The organism is Kitasatospora sp. NPDC088134, assembly GCF_044741705.1.
Classification (GTDB): domain Bacteria; phylum Actinomycetota; class Actinomycetes; order Streptomycetales; family Streptomycetaceae; genus Kitasatospora.
Window position 1 is genome coordinate 1 of sequence record NZ_JBIUTD010000003.1, and the last position, 17,479, is coordinate 17,479.

The 17,479-nt window shown below is 66.1% G+C and carries 7 protein-coding genes and 1 pseudogene; 3 read left to right on the top strand and 5 right to left on the bottom strand.

Translation table 11 applies throughout. The annotated features are described in order from the left end of the window. Positions 1–93: 93 nt before the first annotated feature. Positions 94–264: pseudogene (locus ACIOHG_RS05870) on the top strand (transposase family protein); the annotation flags it as partial. A 6-nt stretch (positions 265–270) separates the two neighbouring features. Here the strand turns inward: ACIOHG_RS05870 and ACIOHG_RS05875 are convergent. Together ACIOHG_RS05875 and brxD are read right to left on the bottom strand one after the other, a co-directional pair. After that, positions 271–2,442: a DEAD/DEAH box helicase gene (locus ACIOHG_RS05875; RefSeq protein ID WP_400945795.1), complete on the bottom strand. Its 2,172-nt coding sequence runs from the start codon at positions 2,440–2,442 to the stop codon at positions 271–273. Continuing rightward, the gene (gene brxD, locus ACIOHG_RS05880; protein WP_400945797.1) at positions 2,439–3,776 is read right to left on the bottom strand and encodes a BREX system ATP-binding protein BrxD; all 1,338 of its coding nucleotides are present in this window, start codon (positions 3,774–3,776) and stop codon (positions 2,439–2,441) included. The genes ACIOHG_RS05875 and brxD overlap by 4 nt, the downstream gene beginning before the upstream one ends. Before the next feature lie 157 nt (positions 3,777–3,933). On the opposite strand from brxD, the gene ACIOHG_RS05885 reads away from it, so the two are divergent. Next, a complete protein-coding gene (locus ACIOHG_RS05885) occupies positions 3,934–5,775 on the top strand; it encodes a DUF262 domain-containing protein (RefSeq protein ID WP_400945800.1) in 1,842 nt (613 codons plus the stop codon). After that, a complete protein-coding gene (locus ACIOHG_RS05890) occupies positions 5,765–6,748 on the top strand; it encodes a CBS domain-containing protein (protein ID WP_400945802.1) in 984 nt (327 codons plus the stop codon). The genes ACIOHG_RS05885 and ACIOHG_RS05890 overlap by 11 nt, the downstream gene beginning before the upstream one ends. 28 nt (positions 6,749–6,776) lie before the next feature. On the opposite strand, the gene pglZ is transcribed toward ACIOHG_RS05890, so the two are convergent. Genes pglZ through pglX form a run of 3 tightly spaced genes read right to left on the bottom strand, consistent with a single transcriptional unit; the run spans position 6,777 to position 17,439 of the window. Further along, complete coding sequence (pglZ, locus tag ACIOHG_RS05895) at positions 6,777–9,743, bottom strand: BREX-2 system phosphatase PglZ (protein ID WP_400945805.1); 2,967 nt, start codon at positions 9,741–9,743, stop codon at positions 6,777–6,779. Then, positions 9,740–13,720, bottom strand: a complete 3,981-nt coding sequence (locus tag ACIOHG_RS05900; protein ID WP_400945807.1) for a DUF6079 family protein — start codon at positions 13,718–13,720, stop codon at positions 9,740–9,742. Before ACIOHG_RS05900 ends, pglZ begins: the two co-directional genes overlap by 4 nt. Positions 13,721–13,758: 38 nt before the next feature. Continuing rightward, positions 13,759–17,439 (bottom strand): BREX-2 system adenine-specific DNA-methyltransferase PglX, encoded by a 3,681-nt coding sequence (gene pglX / locus ACIOHG_RS05905; RefSeq protein WP_400945809.1) that lies wholly within the window; start codon positions 17,437–17,439, stop codon positions 13,759–13,761. Positions 17,440–17,479 lie beyond the last annotated feature (40 nt).

The window sequence follows — 17,479 nt, forward strand, 5'->3', positions numbered from 1 at the left end:
GGCCCTGTCTTCATGCACGGCGGGCGACAAGATCGCCCGACCGAGTTTCCTCAGTCGAACCCGTGTCCACCGTGATCGATACAACAACGGCTTCTCACCACAGGCCAGAGATCACTCAACCGGGCCCACGCCCGACTTCGGTACCCCGTCGAGCGAGGCGTGGCGGCCCTCAAGCGGTGGAGGATTTTCCGTCACGCCCGCTGCAGTCCGGACTGGATGACGTCAGCAGCCAAGGCTGTCCTCACCCTGGAACTGCACCGCTGAAAAGGCTCACTGACGGAAATCAAAGCGTACGGGGTGGCTCAGCAGGCTCGCGGCACCGTCGAGATCCGCCAAGCGCTCGGCCACTACGGCTGAGGCCAGATGTAGTGGCAGTGCCGCGGAGAACTTCAATCCCTTAACGGCACGTGGGTCCACGCTGGGGAGCGCAATGCGGTTGGCGGCTCCAGCAGTGGCCTTGCGCCACATGGCTGGAGTGAGGTCCTCACGCAGCCTGAGCCAGGCGTCCGTCGGGCGTTGGGTCTGATCGGCGAGCCCGGACAGGGTCGTGGTGAGAGTGGCGTTCGCGCGATAGCCGCCCCAGGTCCACCACCGGACATCGCCGCCGACACGAGTGATCAAGGTGCCCCCTGGATGGACGCTGCCCGCCGCTGTATCTTCGCGCATCCCAGCAAGTTGTGCGGTGGCACGGCGGGTCAGGCGGACGGGTGGCTCTTCGCCGAGTAGGGCGGACCGCATGGCTCGGGTGAGGGCGAAGGAGAGACCGCCGATGCCAGAACTGTTCCACTTCGCCACCCCACCGCCATCTGCGGGTTCGACGAATGTACGGCGACGGATCCAGTCGATGTGGGTGACCTGCCAGCTGCGACCAGCGAGCAGCAGCCGGCGCGGACCGGCGCGCTCCTCAGTAAGCACGGTCGGATCGATCCGCCCGATTTCGCTACGTCCCAGGAGGACGGTGAACTGCGGCGGCGCGGTGAATGCTGCGGTGAGACCCATGAAGTGGCGTCGGCCGAACTTCTTCTCCGCCTCCGGGCCGATGAACAGCAGGCCGCTGTCCTCGTTGAGGAAGCCACAATCGACGAGGTGGCGCAGGATCGGCTCGGCGGAGCCATCGAAAGGCGTGAGGCCGTTCCACTCCGCCGACCAGAGCCTGTCGCCGATCTTGTGGTTCTGCAGGCACATCGCAAGCAGTTGCTGCGCCACCAAATGCCGGGGATTCGGGGGCGGTTCGACCGGCTCGACCCAGCCGCGGCCCCAGAGCGCGAGAAGCCCGGAGGCCTGCAGGAGCGATGATTCAGACGTCGTGAGGAAGAGACAGTTGCGGCTGCTCCCCGCGCGCCTTCCCGTCCTGCCGATCCGCTGGAGGAAGGAGGCGACCGTGGACGGGGAGTCGATCTGGATTACCCGGTCCAGGTCGCCGACGTCAATGCCGAGTTCCAGTGTGGAGGTGGACACGATGACGCAGTCGCGGGCTTCTGCGAAGGCCAGCTCGGAACGGCGTCGCTCGTCCACCGAGAGCGAAGCGTGTGAGAGGAAGGTGCTGATTCCCCGCTCACGCAGGGCTGCCCCCAGGAGTTCCACCTGCCGTCGGGAGTCGCAGAACACTAGGCGCTTTTCGCCCCGGTGCAGGACGGCGATGACCTTTGCGGCGTTGTCGAGCGAGCCCACGTAGTCGAGTTCGACCTCGCCGGGCGGCCGGCTGGCGGCAATGCTGGATGCTGCGGTCCCGACTACGGGAACGTCCAGTGCGATGACCTGCCCGGGGCGCATGCCGGCACCTGAGCCCTGTAGCCAGGTGAGCAGCGCATCAGGGTTGCCGACTGTCGCCGACAGGCCGATGCGCTGGATCGGGTGGCCGGTGATTCGCGACAGTCGCTCCAGTACTGCGAGCAGATGCCAGCCGCGATCGTCCCCGGCGAAGGCATGTACCTCGTCGACCACTACGGCGCGGACATTCCCAAGCAGGTGTCCATGGTCCGTGGTGAAGCCGATCAGCATGGCCTCGAGGGACTCCGGCGTGGTGAGCAGGATGTCGGGCGGGTCGGTACGGATCCGGCGGCGCCGACTCTCTGCGGTGTCACCGTGCCAGAGCTCTGCCCGACGACCGAGCCACTGCGCGTAGGTGTCGACCCGGGTGACCAGGTTGTTCAGCAATGCCTTGAGCGGGCACAGATATAGCACGGACAGGGCGTTCCAGCGCTGCTGCTCCATGGCCGAGAGCAGCGGAAAACAGGCTGCCTCTGTCTTTCCGCCCGCAGTGGGGGCAAGCAGAACAGCGTCATCGCCGTCCAACAGAGGGACGATTGCCGCACGTTGCAGCGGCCGTAGGTCGGGCCATCCGAGGGTGTTGGCGATGTGGTGCAACAGGACAGGATGCAGGCGGTCCAGGACATCCGGCCAAGGGGGACTGGACTGCCCGCCCTCAAGTCGCCCACTCATGAGAGGTCCAGGTCGATGTCGTCTGCTGTGGTAGCGAGGTTGCGCTCGGTCTCTGACAACTCGTTCGAGGAGATGGTCAGTTTGTAGTGCGTGCGAGGGTCGAAGTCCGAAAACTGGTCCACTCGGTCCAGGACGTCACCGACCAGCTTCTTGAGGAAAAGCCGCGGCGCGACCCCGACCTTCCCACCGAGCGACCCTGCCACGGCTTGGGCGAGGTCGGTCACGTAGACGTCGTCGATCAGTGCCTTGATCCGCTCCGGGGACTGCGCTCCCTCGGCATAGAGATCACGGATGGTGCGGCCCAATTCACCGAGGCTCTCCAGTGTGAAGCCCCGCAAACGCAGCTGTACGGCGCGTGGGTTGTCGAAGCGAGGGTCGGTGGTGAAGTCGGTGGCCAATCGCTGAGCCAGTGGTGCGAGCCGCTGGACGCCCTGCTGGCCATCGAAGAAGGCGGGTGTACCGGTGATCACTAGGTAGAGGCCCGGGAACCGCCCCGAGTGCACCTCATCGATCAGTTGGCGCAGGGCATTCAGGGCCTTGTCACGCGCGTCGGAACGTACTCGCTGCAGGGTCTCCACTTCGTCCAGGACCAGGAACAGCCCCGGCTGGCCGCCATCCCGCAACACGGTGAGTAGGCCCTGCAGAAAGCCCAGAGCGCCGAAATGGTCCAGATCCCCGCGCACGCCGGCAGAACGGCGCGCGGCGGCGGCGACGTGAGGTTGGCCGCCCAACCAGGCGAGGACGGCCGACGCGGTGGCATCGTCCCCTGCACTCTGTGCCGCGCGGTAGCCGCGCAGAGCCGTGGCGAAGGAGGGCGCGTGCCGTGACACCTCGGCGAGCCGTACTGTCAGCAGTTCCTCGACTGCGCTGGACAGTTCCGCCTCGTCGGCCCCAGAGGCGAGCACGTCCTCCTCCAGGGCGAAGAACCAGGCATCGACCACCGGCCGCAGCGCGCTGGGCGGGAAACTGGAAGTGGCCAGGCGTTCGGTGAGCCTGCGGTAGACGGTCTCCAGCCGATGAAGTGGAGTCTCGGTCTCGGATACCTGGATCTCGGCTACCGCGAAGTTGCGTCGCTTCGCACGCTCTCCGAGCCAGCGAGTGAAGAATGTCTTGCCCGAGCCGTATTCACCGCGCACGGCCTTGAACATGGATGCCCCGGCCGCGACGGCGTCCAGTTCCGAGTCCAGCGCGGCCTCGAACCGATCCAGCCCGACGGCAAGCACGTCGAGCCCGCTCTCCGGGACGGCTCCCCGCCGCAGCGCGTCTATCACCGCGCGCCGCCGGGCGGCACTGACGGGTGAGGTGGTGGAGGCGGGGGCGTCAGGTTCGGTCACCTGGACAGTTTCCCATTGGTCTGCGAGCCCCTTTGCCGTCTGTGAGGAGTCGGATCTCCGGGACGCCCCGGGACTTGCGTGAACGACGGCGGACGGAGTGTAGTTGTGCCACAGTTCGATCACCGATGGGTGACTCAGTGGTGGGGACGAGGAGATCGTGGCGCTCGACAATCCGAAGCTGCGCGTGGTGCTGGAGGACATCAGCTCGGGCAAGCTTCAGCTGCCGGAGTTCCAACGGAACTGGAAGTGGGATGACGAGCGGATCCGGGCCTTGCTGGCCACGATCACCCTCGGTTACCCGCTCGGCGTGGTGATGACCTTGGAGACCGGGGGCGTGCCGCAGTTCAAGGCACGGACCTTGTCCGGAGCTGAGCACGGCGGCGGGGTGACCCCGGCGAAGCTGCTCCTCGATGGCCAACAGCGGCTGACCTCCCTGTACCAGGCATTGCGGCAAGGCGCTCCGGTCGACACCGAGGACGCCAGGGGCACGCCGATGAAGCGCTGGTACTACATCAACATCGAAGCAGCCCTGAAGGGAGTCATCGACCGCGAGGAGGCCGTGATCTCCTTGCCCGAGAACCGGGTGCTTCGCCGTGATTTCGGCCGCCAGACCGAACTGGATCTCAGTACCCGTCAACTCGAGTGCTCGGCAGGGATGTTCCCCGTCAACCTTGCCTTCGACGAAACAGAGAAGTTCGCCTGGCAGATGCAGTACATCGAGATGCATGGCCAGGAGGCCTTGACGCTGTGGCCTCAGTTCGCACAACGGGTTCTCAATCACATCACCGGATTCGATATTCCGATGATCGTGCTCCCATCGGAAACGCCACAGGATGCGGTCTGTTCGGTGTTCGAGCGGGTGAACACCGGAGGTGTACCGCTTGATGTCTTCGAGTTGCTCACAGCCACGTACGCCGGCGACCGGAGGTACCGGGAGGAGCACGGCGAAGACTTCCACCTCGGCAACGTGTGGACTGCCACCAAGCAGGAGCTCACCGCGGCACACCCGGTGCTCGGCACCCTGGAGGGCCGCCAGGACAGCGGAATTACCAGCAGTGACTTCCTGCAGGCAATCAGTCTGGTGCGCACCTATGAGCGCAAGCAGGAGGGCAAGGCGGCCGCGGTCTCGTGCAAGCGCCGGGACCTTCTCAGCCTTCCGCTGGCCGACTTCCGCCGATTGGCCCCCGCCGTCGTCGAGGGTTTCGACTGGGTCGGCAGGTTCCTGGCCAAGCAGTTCGTCTTCCACCACGGAGACCTTCCCTACCGCACACAGCTGGTGCCGCTGGCTGCGGTGCATGCACTGCTGAGCCGGACCGGTGGGCTCGATGAGCGCAGCGAGGCGCTGATCACCCGTTGGTACTGGTGCGGGGTGATGGGAGAGATGTACGGCAGCGGGACGGAGAGCCGGATGCCCCGCGATGTCGAGCAGTTGCTGGCCGCGATCGACGATCCGGACGCGCAGGAGCCCGACACCATTGCGGAGGCCAACTTCCAGGCTTCGCGAATCGACCGGCTCGCCAGCCGCAGCAGCGCTGCCTACAAGGGTGTCTACGCGTTGCTCGGCAAGCGTGGTGTGTACGACTGGTACTTCACCGAGGAGCCGATGACCGGCGAGACCATGGTCAGCCAGTACGTGGACATCCGTCAGATCTTCCCCAAGGGATGGTTTGCGAAGAACGGCGGCAATGACGGCCGGTCGACATCGATCGTCAACAAGATGCTCATGTCCTACCGGGCAGGTAGCAGTGCCACCGGAGCTCCGTCCAGCTACCTCCAGGTGCTGGCACGCGAGGCCGGTCTCGACGAGGTCTGGTTCGACGACCGGATCATCAGCCACCTCATCGATCCCAAGCTGCTCCGTGCCGACGACTTCGATGCGTTTTATGAGGACCGTCGAACCCGGCTGTTGGGACTGATCGAGGATGCGATGGGAAAACCTGTCGCCGGTCGGGAGACCAGCGGCACCCGGGCCGAAGGGGCGAGCGTCGATGCCCACTGACCAAGATCTCCAGAACCTTCAGGGCAAGACCTTGACGGTGGAGAAGCTGCTCGGACTGTTCCAGGCCACTGCACGAGACCAGGCCGTGGTGATGCAGGTCCGCGCGGCCCTGGCTGCTGTCAGTCTGACTACCGTCCCCTCATTTGCGACGGCGAACCTGTTCGCGGAGGTGGCAGTCGTACCGCTGACGGCCCCAGCGGCATCCGGAGGCGGCGACGACGAGGACGCCACGACATCGGTCCTGCAGGAACAGCAGCTCCACCCGCCGATGGTGGTCGGCGCGCTGCCCGCCTCGCGTGCCGGTCTCGATTCCGTCGAGCCGGGCACGCCGCTGATACAGGCGACCATGCGGATGATGACCAGGCGGGTGGGTCAGCTCCCCGTCGTGGACGGCTTCGCCAAGTTGTGCGGTGTGGTTACTTGGGAATCGATTGCGGCGATGCGGGCCCGTGGCGTGCAGGGCACCGTGGTGGAGGATGCCTTCGAACGGGGCGAGGTCCCTGAGGTCGGATGGCAGGACAAGCTGCTGCCGGCGATGGATCGTGTCCGCGAGCACGGCTACGTCATGGTGCGTAGCCCGCTCGGGGAGTTCTCCGGCATCATCACGCGTGCGGATCTCGCCGAGCGCTTCGGGATATTCGCGGCCCCCTTCTACGTCATCGGCGAGATCGAGCGTACCCTCCGGGACGGGGTACATCGCCGGTTCACCGATGAGGACGTCAAGCAGTCCACGGCACGTGCAAACGCCATTGACCAGCTCACCATGGGGGCCTACTGGCATTTCTTCAAGTCGCCGGGCATCTGGGAGCAACTGGGCTGGCCGGAAGTGCCGATGGAGCAATTCCTAGCCGACCTGAATGCGGTGGTCGACATCCGGAACGCGGTCATGCACTTCGATCCGACGCCCCTGGCGCCGAGGAAGATGCGCAGGCTTGAGGAGTTCGCCGGGCTGCTGCGTGCCCTCCACTTTTGACCACGGAGGGCACGCGGGGCGCGGGCTGCTACAACCCGAACTGGGTTCGCAGCAGCCCGCGGTCCAGGCGCAGCGTGCGGCCGTCCGGGAGGGTGGCCAGGACCTGGACGCTGTCGAAGTTGAGAATCTGACGCAGCGTCGCAGCAAACCCATCGGCGCGGACCGGGAGGATTCCGACTCGCTGGGCCAGGGCCGTCACAGGGAGAGTCCCGTTGGCGTCCAACAGTGCGGTGAGCGCAGCCTCGATCCGGGCAGGGTCCTGCTTGCGGGCCAGGCCCTTGCACTGAGCATCGAAGATCTCCGATGAGAGCAGGGCCGCCAGCAGCGGATCACTTGCAGGGCCGGAGGGGGACGCGGCTGCCGGTGTGTCGGCCGACGAGTCGGGGTCGGTAGACGTGACGGCATCCAGGTCGAAGAGGGACGGAGTGTCAGAAGTCTCCGCCTTCGGCTTGCGCTTCGGACGCGCAGGGACGGGCGGCTCGTGAGGAGACTGCGCGGCGACAGACAGCTCGGCCGACACTTCGCCCGCCGACCACCAGCGCGGATGCGGATCGTCGAGTTCGCGCCAATCCTTGGGCGGGGTGGCGCCGAACGGGAGCAGAGCCAGCACCGGGATCGCAAACTCGGCCAGAGACGCGCCCCCGTGGTATCCGGCATGGCGCGAGGAGTAGTACTTCTCGGTGTCCCACAGGGCCACGATCCGGTTCCCGGTGTCCGGCGAGACCACCCGCGGGCCGGCCAGCTCCACCTCGCCTGCCTGCAGGGGCTCACCGGCTGCACGATGGCGGTTGGACACGGATCCGGGCGTTCCCAGCCGGGTGCCGCCATGTTCCACGACGTGCCCATGGTCACTGGTGATGAGCACCGCTCGGCCTTGGGACGCTGCCACGTCAAGGAGGGTCCGCAGCATGCCGATCTCCCGTACTCCCCATGAAGGATCGCTGCTGGGCTGCTCCTTGTCGAGGCGGTCGTCGATCGTGTTGATGACGACAGCGATATGCGTTTTTCCGTCGTACAGAGCATCGGTCAGCTCTGGACCGAAGACGGCGCCGCCCCCTTGGCCGTCCAGGTCTCCCTTGTGGAACACGGCGACGGGTTGCTTTCCCCAGAAGCGGTGCTCGGGGAACACCCGCTTCTCGACATTCTGGTCGCCGCGCATCAGCCGACCGGCGAACAACGAGGTACGGGATACGGCGGTGAGTGTCGGGAGGGCGGCCGCCATGGCGCGTCGACGCGGTCGGTCGGTCGAGGCCGGGGTAGCGGCACCTGCAGCGGGCAGTGGGTCGAACTCGGACCAGCGTTCCCGGAGCTCGTCCCCGAGCTCGGCCGCGATGGGTGCGCTCATCCCGTCCAGCACGACCAGCAGGACCAGCTTTTCGGCGGACTTGACGACGGGGGCGACGATGCGACTCAGGAAGCTCTCGACCGTCAGCATGGAGCCCGGATCGGTGCCGGCCGCAGTCCAGTGCTTGAGGAGGTCGGCGAACGAGCCGTCGTGGTCGTGGCGGCGTGTCCGCACGTCATGCGCGATGCGGTCGTAAGCGGCGCTGAGTGCGAGGTCAGAATCCCCCCCGGTTCGGACGTGTTCAAGGGCCAGGTCGACCCACGCTGTCTCGGCCATGTGCTGGTCGAGATACGAAGCGACGGTAGCGGTAGCGTCCGGAGGTGTGCCGCCCGGCCCGGCGTTTTCGGTCCGTGCCGGTGTGCCCAACCACCGCACGAGTCGAAGAGCCATTTGTGCGCGTGTGATCCGGGTCTGCACCTCGGGCTCGTCTGCGAGATGGTGCTGTGCCAGCCGCCTGAGGGCACCTTCCGCCGCATCAGTGCCCTCGGCCAGCGCGGTTCCCACGGCCGCGAAGCGTGCCTCCAGGCCCGCCCGAAGGATCCGGCTGTGAGCAGCCGCGCTCTCGGCGCCGAATTGGCGGACCAGCGCTTCGGCCCGGGACAGGACCGTGTCCAGCACACGACGCGCAGCCACCGCATCGGCACCGGAACGCGCGCGGGTCGCCGCGATCAACTGGCCGACATAGCCCTCCGCCGCCAGCCCGTAAGCGGCAGCGAAGCCGTCGAGAGCCTGAGCGCCTGATGCTTCGTGCTGCTTGACCCAATCCTCGTCGAGGAACCGCTCGGCTCGTCCACGAGCCCGGAACACTTCGTTCTCCGCGACATCTGCGCTGTGCACCCACAGAGCCGCGCAGACCAATCCGTAGGCGGCGGCATCGGTCCCGTGGCCCGCGTCCACCAGGGCAAAGAGCAGTTCGCCGGCCTGTCCGGCCGGGCCGCTGACGAGGAATGCCCGCAGCCCCTGGTGCTCGGCGGGCCGCAGCGTCGAGAACCTGGCCGGTCCACCGGGTGTGGCTGCCCAGTCGAGCAGTGCAGTGACGCCGACGTTGCCGCCCGCCAGTCCGAGGCGGCGACCGGCGAGCTGCGTGAGCGCGTCGTCCCGACTGAGGAGTCGGCTACCGGGCCGGGCCCAGCCGCCCGGCGGGGTGGCGTCGATCAATGCCTCGGCGGCCCACGTCTCGGCTCGCAGCTTGTTTTCGACGTTCTCCAGATCCACGCCGAAGAGCTGTGCCACTACCGTCCAGGGCTCTATCACCTGCACTCGCTGCCGGTACGCGAGCGAGAGCAGATCCTCGCCCAGTTCGCTCTCCTCACGGTCCGTCAGGATCACCAGAAGCTCGGCTTCGGTCGGGTGGGAGGAGTCCTGGTGGTCGAGGGCCAGCTCGTAGACCGCGAGAGGCGAGGGGGCAGCCACGACCCGTACAAGCCGGGTGGCCGCGACCGGCCCGGCGGTCTCCACGGAGAGGGTGGCCGGGCCCTCCCAGTGCGGCTCGGCGCGCACCAGGAGCAGGGAGCGACGGTCCGGCCCCAGAGAGCGGTGCTTGCCGGGGACCAGCAACCCGCTGAGGTGCTGGGCGAGCATGGATGGACTCAGCCGGACCGCACTGCTCAGCTGGGGTCCGGTGTTCTGACCGGAGGCGGGGGTGATCACTCCACCACCTGCCAGCTGAACTCGACCATGGTGTCGGGTTCGCGAGCAGCCAGTTCGCCCAGCTCGGCACGCAGCTCAGCGAGCATGCGGGCAGCGGTGGTCCGCCTTCCGCCGGAGCGGCGTGGTGCGCGCTGTGTCGAGTCCGAGGGCGGGGAGAGCGTTGGAGCTTCGGTGGGCAGCGCAGGGTGGCTGGTGGTGGTCCCCAGGTCCACCGAGGCCGCACTGACCGGCGGTTCGACGGGCTCGGGCGGCAGCGTCGGGGCCGGTGCGGGAGCCGCGGCGCGTGCGGCGGCCTGTGCGCGCCGCATCACGTTCACGACCTCCTTCTGGGCCCTGTCGAGCGCTGCGGCAAGAGGCGCCGTCAGCTCGTCCGCCCGCGCGGCTCCGCGCAGTGACTCGAGTACCGCCTGTCCCTCGGGCCCGTTGGAAGCCCCGAGTTCCAGCATCTCCCAGCCGGTCTGGGCGAGCGCGGCGGTGATCCGGTGCGCCGACTTGACGGAGGTGCCGTATCGGCGGGCCGGTACGCCGCCCAGGTCGAAGGAGGCCAGGGTGGTGACGACCTGCTTGGCACTGTTCGTGCCGTTACCGGCGGTGATCAGCGCGTCCAGCAGTTCCGCCGAACGGCGGGCCAGGAACAGCCGACCGCTGCTGTCGTCCTCGTCGAGCCCGAGCATGCGGGCGTGCTTCAGAAGCTGGGCGACCAGGTTGTCCGCCGCCGCCTGCTGCTGCCGAGCGAAGTCGGTGATCTGCTTGGCGAAGTGGCTGACGATCCTTCCGCGCCGCAGGGTCGGAGCCTTCTCTCCGACGATGTCCATGAACCGGGCGCGGGCCTCGTCCCAGTCCTCCTGCTCGGGCTTGGTCTGCTCGCGCAGCGAATAGTCGGAGCGGATCGCCGAAGGATCGGCGGGGGGCGGATCCACCGGTCCGCCCTGCCGGGTCCAGACGCGGTCGGCCTGCTCGGCGAAGGCGGCGATGACGAGGTTGGCGACGAAGGGGTCGAGGCCGTACGCGTCGGGCTCGTCGATCCAGTCGGTGAGCTTGACCACCGAGAGATCCCCGGTGACGCCCATGGACGCAGCCGTCCTGTTGAAGTGTTCCACCCAGTGGCGACCGAGCTGGAAGTACGCCTCATGCTGCACTCCCAGCTTGAGCGGCCCCGCGATGCGGCGCATCAGGTCCCGGTCCTTGGCAACCACCTCGACCCGGTCTTCACCACTGTCCACGGCCTGCCGGACGTACCCGAAGACGGTCTTCATGTCGGAAGCCCTGACCGGGAGGTGCTCGCCGTCTGGGTCGAAGTCAGGGTGCGCCGGGTACTGCACGTCCAACAGCTGTCGGGCGACGTGCCGGGCCGCGTCGTGCAGCGACTGGCCAATGGAGGTGGTCAGCGTGATGTCCGGGATCGGCATCAGGTGCTCGTCGTAGCCGGGCTGTACGTCGGTCTCGGACTTGGCGTTCAGCCCGTAGGCCTGGCGAAGCGCCTTCTTGACGGTCTGGATCAGCGTTTCGCGCTGGCCTTCGAGAAGCCCCTTGGCACGCTGCCGGTTGTCAGGATTCAGGTGCGCCGCGTACTGGGTATCGAAGCGCTTGGGGTCATCGAGGGCGGAGTCGATGGTGACCAGGCGCTGAAAGTCGCCGTAGCGGCCGGCACTGAAGTGGCTCGGGATCCAGCAGACCGTGTTCGGACGGTTGTTCTGGGTGCGGAACTCGCGGACGCGGTTGGCGTCCTCTGCGGGACCGTAGGCGCCCTCGTCGTACGGCATGTCGAAGACGAGCTTCCACGCCGAATCGGTGGACGGCCTGAACTCGTGGTCCTCGAGGTCGTTGCGGTCGGCGATGTTGCCGAAGGCCACCTCGACCGAGCGGGCCGACCCGCGCCAGGTGAACGGCAGCTCGTCACCGGTGAGTCGGCCCTCGGACGACACGCCGAGCTCCTCCCACAGGAGCTTCCTCATCAGCGCGCGCCGGGTGCCGGGGCGGTTGTTGACGTTGGCATTGGCGATCACGGAATCCACGTCCACGCCGACGAGTTCAAGCCGGACGCCCGGGGTGGAGTCGGTGCCGGTGGGCTTGATCTCCGCGAAGCGGGTAGCCCACTCGGCGACCTTGCTCTTCGCCATGCCGATCTCGCCGCCGGGGATGGGCGAGGTGATCGAGCCATGGTTCAGCGCCGTCAGACGACGCAGCGTCAGGTCGCGCAGCGCGGGGACACTCGGCGCCAGGGCAGACAACAGGAGGGTGCAGATCAGGCGGTTGTCGCCGCGGAAGGCATTGAGGCGCTGGCGCAGCTGCGGGTCGGTGATGGCGGCGGGGTCGGCGTCCGCTGCGACGACGTCGTCCTCGGTGAGGCTGTAGGTCTCGAGGAGGTACGGGCGGAGCTTGTTCTTGTAGAGCTTGTCGGCAGCCTTGAACTCGGCCTTCAACTTGGCGACAAAGGGCTCGTCACCGCCGGCGGCGATCACCTGGTAGAGATCGCCGATGGGGATCAGTTGCTCGAGGCGGGCATCGTTACGGTGATCGGCGAGCAGCTGGCCCATCAGCTTGAGGCCGGTACGGGAACGCTGAAGCGCGCCGGAGATGTGGACCAGGGTGTCCATGAAGGCGGGGGAGAAGGGATACGTCAGACGGAATGACGCCTCGTCTGCGCCTGTCGTCCCCTCTTCGGAGCCGAGCAGGATGTCCCAGACCTGCGGGGAGACCCTCTTGGCCTTGGCGAAGGCCGCGTCGATACGGGCTTCGGCCGCAGCATCGATGGGCTGGAGCAGTCGCTTGTTGGCGATGACAGGGAGGTTGCGGTCCTCGAGCGTGATCAGGTCGAAGCGACCGGACGCCAGATTGAGCGTGTCCTGGATCGCGGCTTCGGCGGATCCGGAGACCTCCTCGCCGACGAGCTCGCGCAGATCGCGCTGACGGGCGATGAACGAGATCACCGGAATCGCGCGGCGGGCGTCACCGCCCTCGATGAAGTTGGTGATCTTGCCGGCCTCGCGGGCGACGAACTTGCTGTCGTGGATCGAGTTGGCCAGCCAGAGGATCAGCTCGTCGAGGAAGAGGATCACGCCGTCATAGCCGAGAGCCTTGGCGTGCTCGGCGATGATGCCGAGACCGCGGTCGAGGGAGATGAAGCCGTACTCGTCCTCGGCCGCATTGCTGAAGAACCCAGGGAACCAGCTGATCAGCGCATCGTGCACCAGCTTGGCACGGAGCTCGGCGGGGGTAGTGGGGGTGACGATGTTGATCGGAGCCGCTTGGTCGGCGTCGTCATCGTCGCGAACGATCTGCTCGGCATGAATGGCTGCGTCGAGCTTCTCGGTCGTCCAGGCGAACGCGTCGCCCCACTCGTCGTCTACTACTGCCTCGTCCCCGGACTCTGCGAGCTTGGAGATGAACAGGTCGTCGCCGACGTTGCGACGGGTGGCCTGAATGTTCTCCATGAGGGAGTCGGTGCGGTAGACCTGCGGGGTCGGCGCTTCGGGGTGCAGAGCCTTGACATGGGCGACGTACCCGCCGAGGACCCGCTGCTCCAGGGACTTCGCACCGAGCATGTGGTACGGCACGAGCAGAAACCGCTTACGGGCGTGCTGTGCCGTACCGCCGCCCAGCCAGTCGGCGTTGCGGGCGAGGAGGTCGGTGAATTCCTCACGGGCGCGGGCCGCCCGGTCACCTCGGAGGAGGGCATGCAGAACGGCCATGAAGTGCGACTTACCGGAACCGAAAGAGCCGTGCAGGTAAGCGGCCTTTGAGGTTTGGCTCTCGAGAGCGGCGCGGATGAGCCCCGTGGCCTCGTCGAAGTTCTCCACCAGACGGTCGGTGATGACGTAGTCCCGCAGGGCGGCAGCTGCGCCCTCCTCGGTGACGGCCTCGGCGAGCTTGAGGACGAAGTCCGAGGTGGAGATGCGGGGCTTGATGTCGATGACCTCCCGCAGCAGCGGGGGCTGCGGCGGGGTGCCGGAGGAGGACTGACGGTTGGTGGCCACGGGGGTCTCGCTTCTGCGTTCCTGGGAGTGAGGGGTGGTCAGTTGTCGGAGTCGGAGGCTGACTCGGGGAGCGTGTCAGGAGCCGGTGTGGCCGCCTTCTTGGACTTCCGGGCAGTAGCTGCACGCCCACGGGCGGGCGGCGCCGGGCACCAGGAGCGGAGGTCGTCGTCGGTGATGCCGAACTCGCCCTGGAGGTTGGTGCGGAACCCCTCGAAGAAGCTGGCCGGACTACCCGAGTACATCGCGTCAAACTCGTTGTGCCACTGCGTCAGCCACGGCTGGAGCTCAAGCAGGCCGGCGAGCAGCGGGAGGAGCTCGTCTCGCTCCGCTCCGTTCTGGTAGCGCTCGGTGATGTGCACAGCGAGGGCCTGCGCCTGCTCACGGTGATCCCAGCCGGCCCAGCCGAGGAGGGTGGGGGAGAGGTAAGAGATGAAGCGTTCCTTGGGCACGTCGAGCTTGCCGCGAGCCTTCCAGTACGACGGCTTGAGGAAGTCGGCGGAGGTGTACTTCGGCGGGACGGGGATCGCGTCGCGGATCTTCCTCTTCGAGGGCTCGTCAGGCGCGGCATCCTCGTGACGCTGCTCTGTCCATACCTCTTCCCACTGCATTCGCTTGGTCCGACCGGTGGGCTTGTAGCGAAGGGCGGGAAGGAAGGGGACATGCTCATCCAAGAGGAGTGTGAAGATGGTATCGGTGAGGTCCTTTTGGGGCGAGTAGAGGGCGGCAACGGAGACGAAGTCCTCGTCCTGAGTCAGCTCGCTAACAAGCGAGGAGACCGATTGGATCTGGGGCTGCTCAATGCCGTTCTCGTCGTATGCGTACCAGAGGTGGCGCGCCTCGGTGCGTTCGAGCAGCCAGGCGCGCAGAGCCTGCTCCTCGAGCTTGTCCCAGCCGTCGGTCTGCCACCGGCGCTTGTACTCCGGGCGCTCGATGAGGCCGATCGCGCGGGAAGTCTCGATGGCGGCAATGCGGGCCTCGACGATTGCTCTGTACTCGTCGGACCAGTGACCGGGAAGGGCGGTGATGGGCGTGGAGTTATGGCGCGAGAACCACTCGCTGGATGTTTCACCAGCTGCGATGCTACGTGCGAGCACAATCTCGAAGGCCCGCTCCCCGACGGCGAGAGGTGGGACATCGGCGGGGTCAGTGAGGCGGAGGTCGCCACTAGGGATGAGGTTATAGAGGGAGTAGACTTGCCAGTCCAACTCTTCCTGTAGGGCGATCATGCGGGCACGGGTCAACTCCCATTCCGCGCGGCCGGCGCGAAGTTCGGGGCGAGTTAGATTGCCTTGGACCTGAATCAACGCTGCCGGAGCGGTGCCTGCGAGGCGCTGGGCAAGGGTGTCGATTCTGAAAGCGATATCGGTGGGATAATCGGGAGGAAGTGGAAAGTCCTCGAGTTTTGTCCCGGTGAATTCGTAACGTTCCTCCCAGGCTTCGTCCTGATGGCCCCGCCCAAGCCCGCTGCCCCCCTTGCCCTGACTTACCTGCTTGAGCCAGAAGCATGCCGTAGAGCTGTTGAGCAGCCCAAGCAATTGAAGATGTTCATCATCGCTCGAATCTGCTCGCAGCTTGATTACCGGCGCGGAGCGATTAAATACCTTGCCGCCCCGATCGAAAGCAAAATGATTATGTGTTGCCACGAATGCAAAGGCGATCGACCGAGGTGTTCGGTATCGATCCGCGAAGAACATGGAGTACTCGAACCACTGTAGGCCCCGAGCTAGCTGAGTTTTGCCGAAAGCCACGCGCTCCCGGAGCAAGGCTCGATTCGGCCATAGGGCGCGTTCGGTAGCCGTTGAAGCCTGCGCTGCAAGGGTAGCCTCAGAATAAGGCCACAATGACATCGTGGGGTCACATACAGTAAAATCGCGCACTGCTGTTCCCTCGACCAGCGCCCGCTGGTGGCCAGCTTCGACGCCGCGTCGGCGTAGAAACCCTGCGCCAGTAGTGTAGGCATCGTCTTCTCGTGTTACTGCTCCGGCGCCGATGTCGGCGACGACATTGACAAGAGTTGACTTCCTGCTCTCCTCGATCGCGCCCATTACCTCGGAAGCGCCACCACCACTCAGTGACCATGGATGTGCGGCAAGGGAGGAGCGCTCAATGTCGGCGACACTAATCCACTCTGACTCCCCGCCGGGTTGCTCGATTTGGTCCAGGATTGCGCGCCAGACAACCCCTTGTGCCGGATCAGTTGGAGTGGATGGCTCGCCCTGAACGCTTTGTACGGCGCGGAGCATTGGGCTCCGTAGGGCGCCAGCCCGACGTCGGCCGATAATAATGACCGTCGGTGTGCCGTGACCGGGAATATAAGCCCCCGAAGTGTCGATAAGCTCTGTCAGTTCGACCTTGTGGGCGAAATATTCCTGAATGAGCTTCTTTCCAAACTCTCGTTTCATAAACGAGTTAGAGGTGATCTGGCCAACGTGGCCGTATCCTCGCGCGCCTGTGCCGCCGGTCATGGCAAGTTGAAAGAATCGCTCAGCAAATGGAACCGACAATGCGTAGGAGCCGGCGCAAGATTTATAGATGCCTCGGTAGGCTTTATTGAGCGTATTGTCTTTAACGGTGATATAAGGCGGGTTCCCTACTACAACATGGTAGCTACCCTCCTCTAGGATCCCCTTGTGCTCCTGTACGTCCTCCGTCGCGTACGCGAACTCCGCCAGTGGGTCACCCGAGTTCTCACCCAGAAGCGGAAGTTCCAGCTGCCGGTGTTTGAGAAGTGAGTCGCCTACTGCCAGATGAATCGGCCAGTCGTACTTGCCGGCTTCCGCCAGGGTCCGAATCTCCGCCGCTGACATGCCCGCGACCAGCAGCCGGAAGCGCGCGATGGCCACCGCGAACGGGTTGATGTCCACTCCGTGCACTGAGTCCATGGCCGCCCGGACCCGCTCGTGCGCATCCTTGCCCGGCCGGCCCTTCGTCCACAGGCCGAACAGTCGCCAGAACGTCCCCAGTACGAAGTGGCCGGATCCACATGTCGGGTCGATCATGCGGATGCCCTCGTACCCGAACTCGAGCACGGCCTTGTCCAGTGTCCGATCGAGGATGAACTCCTCCACGAACTCCGGGGTTTGCAGCAGCGCGTACGTCTTCCTCGCCGACTCCGACAGGTCCTGGTACAGGTCACCGAGGAACCGCGTGTCCCACCCGCTCGGCACGCCGTTCGCGTCCACGACAAGCGGGTCGGCGAAGTCGTGCGCCAGCGAGCCGTCCTCACCGCGCAGTCGCCAGAACGCCACCAGCTCCTTCGCCCCGTCATGCGAGATCGGCACCTGGAACAGCGCGTTGTGTTTCTGGTCGAATAGCAGTCGCCCCGCCTGCCCAGCGCCGATCTCCCCGAACGCAGCCAGGAGCCAGTCACGGTGGGTCCGTGCCGCGTCCGTAGCGAGGAACTCCTCCTGCCGCTCCTCCGCCAGCGCGAAGCGCTCCCGTTCGGGGGCCGCCAGATACGGTTCAGCGATCAGCCCGTTGTCCTCGCAGAACCGCACGAAGACCGTACCCAGCACCCATGCGACAGCAGCCTGCGTGGCTCGCTCGCCGCTCCACTCGGTCCAGGTGCTCGCCGTACGCCCGACCTCCCGCGCTTTGTCGTACTCCGCACGCAGTCGGTCCCGTACCTCCGGCACCGCTGGGATCTGTTTCTTCAGGTCAGCCTCGACAAGCTTCACCTGCTTGATCAGGTCTGCCAACAGCGCCTTGCGGTCGATCACTGCGAGTCTCCAGTCCCGTTCACGTTCGCCGTCACCGGTG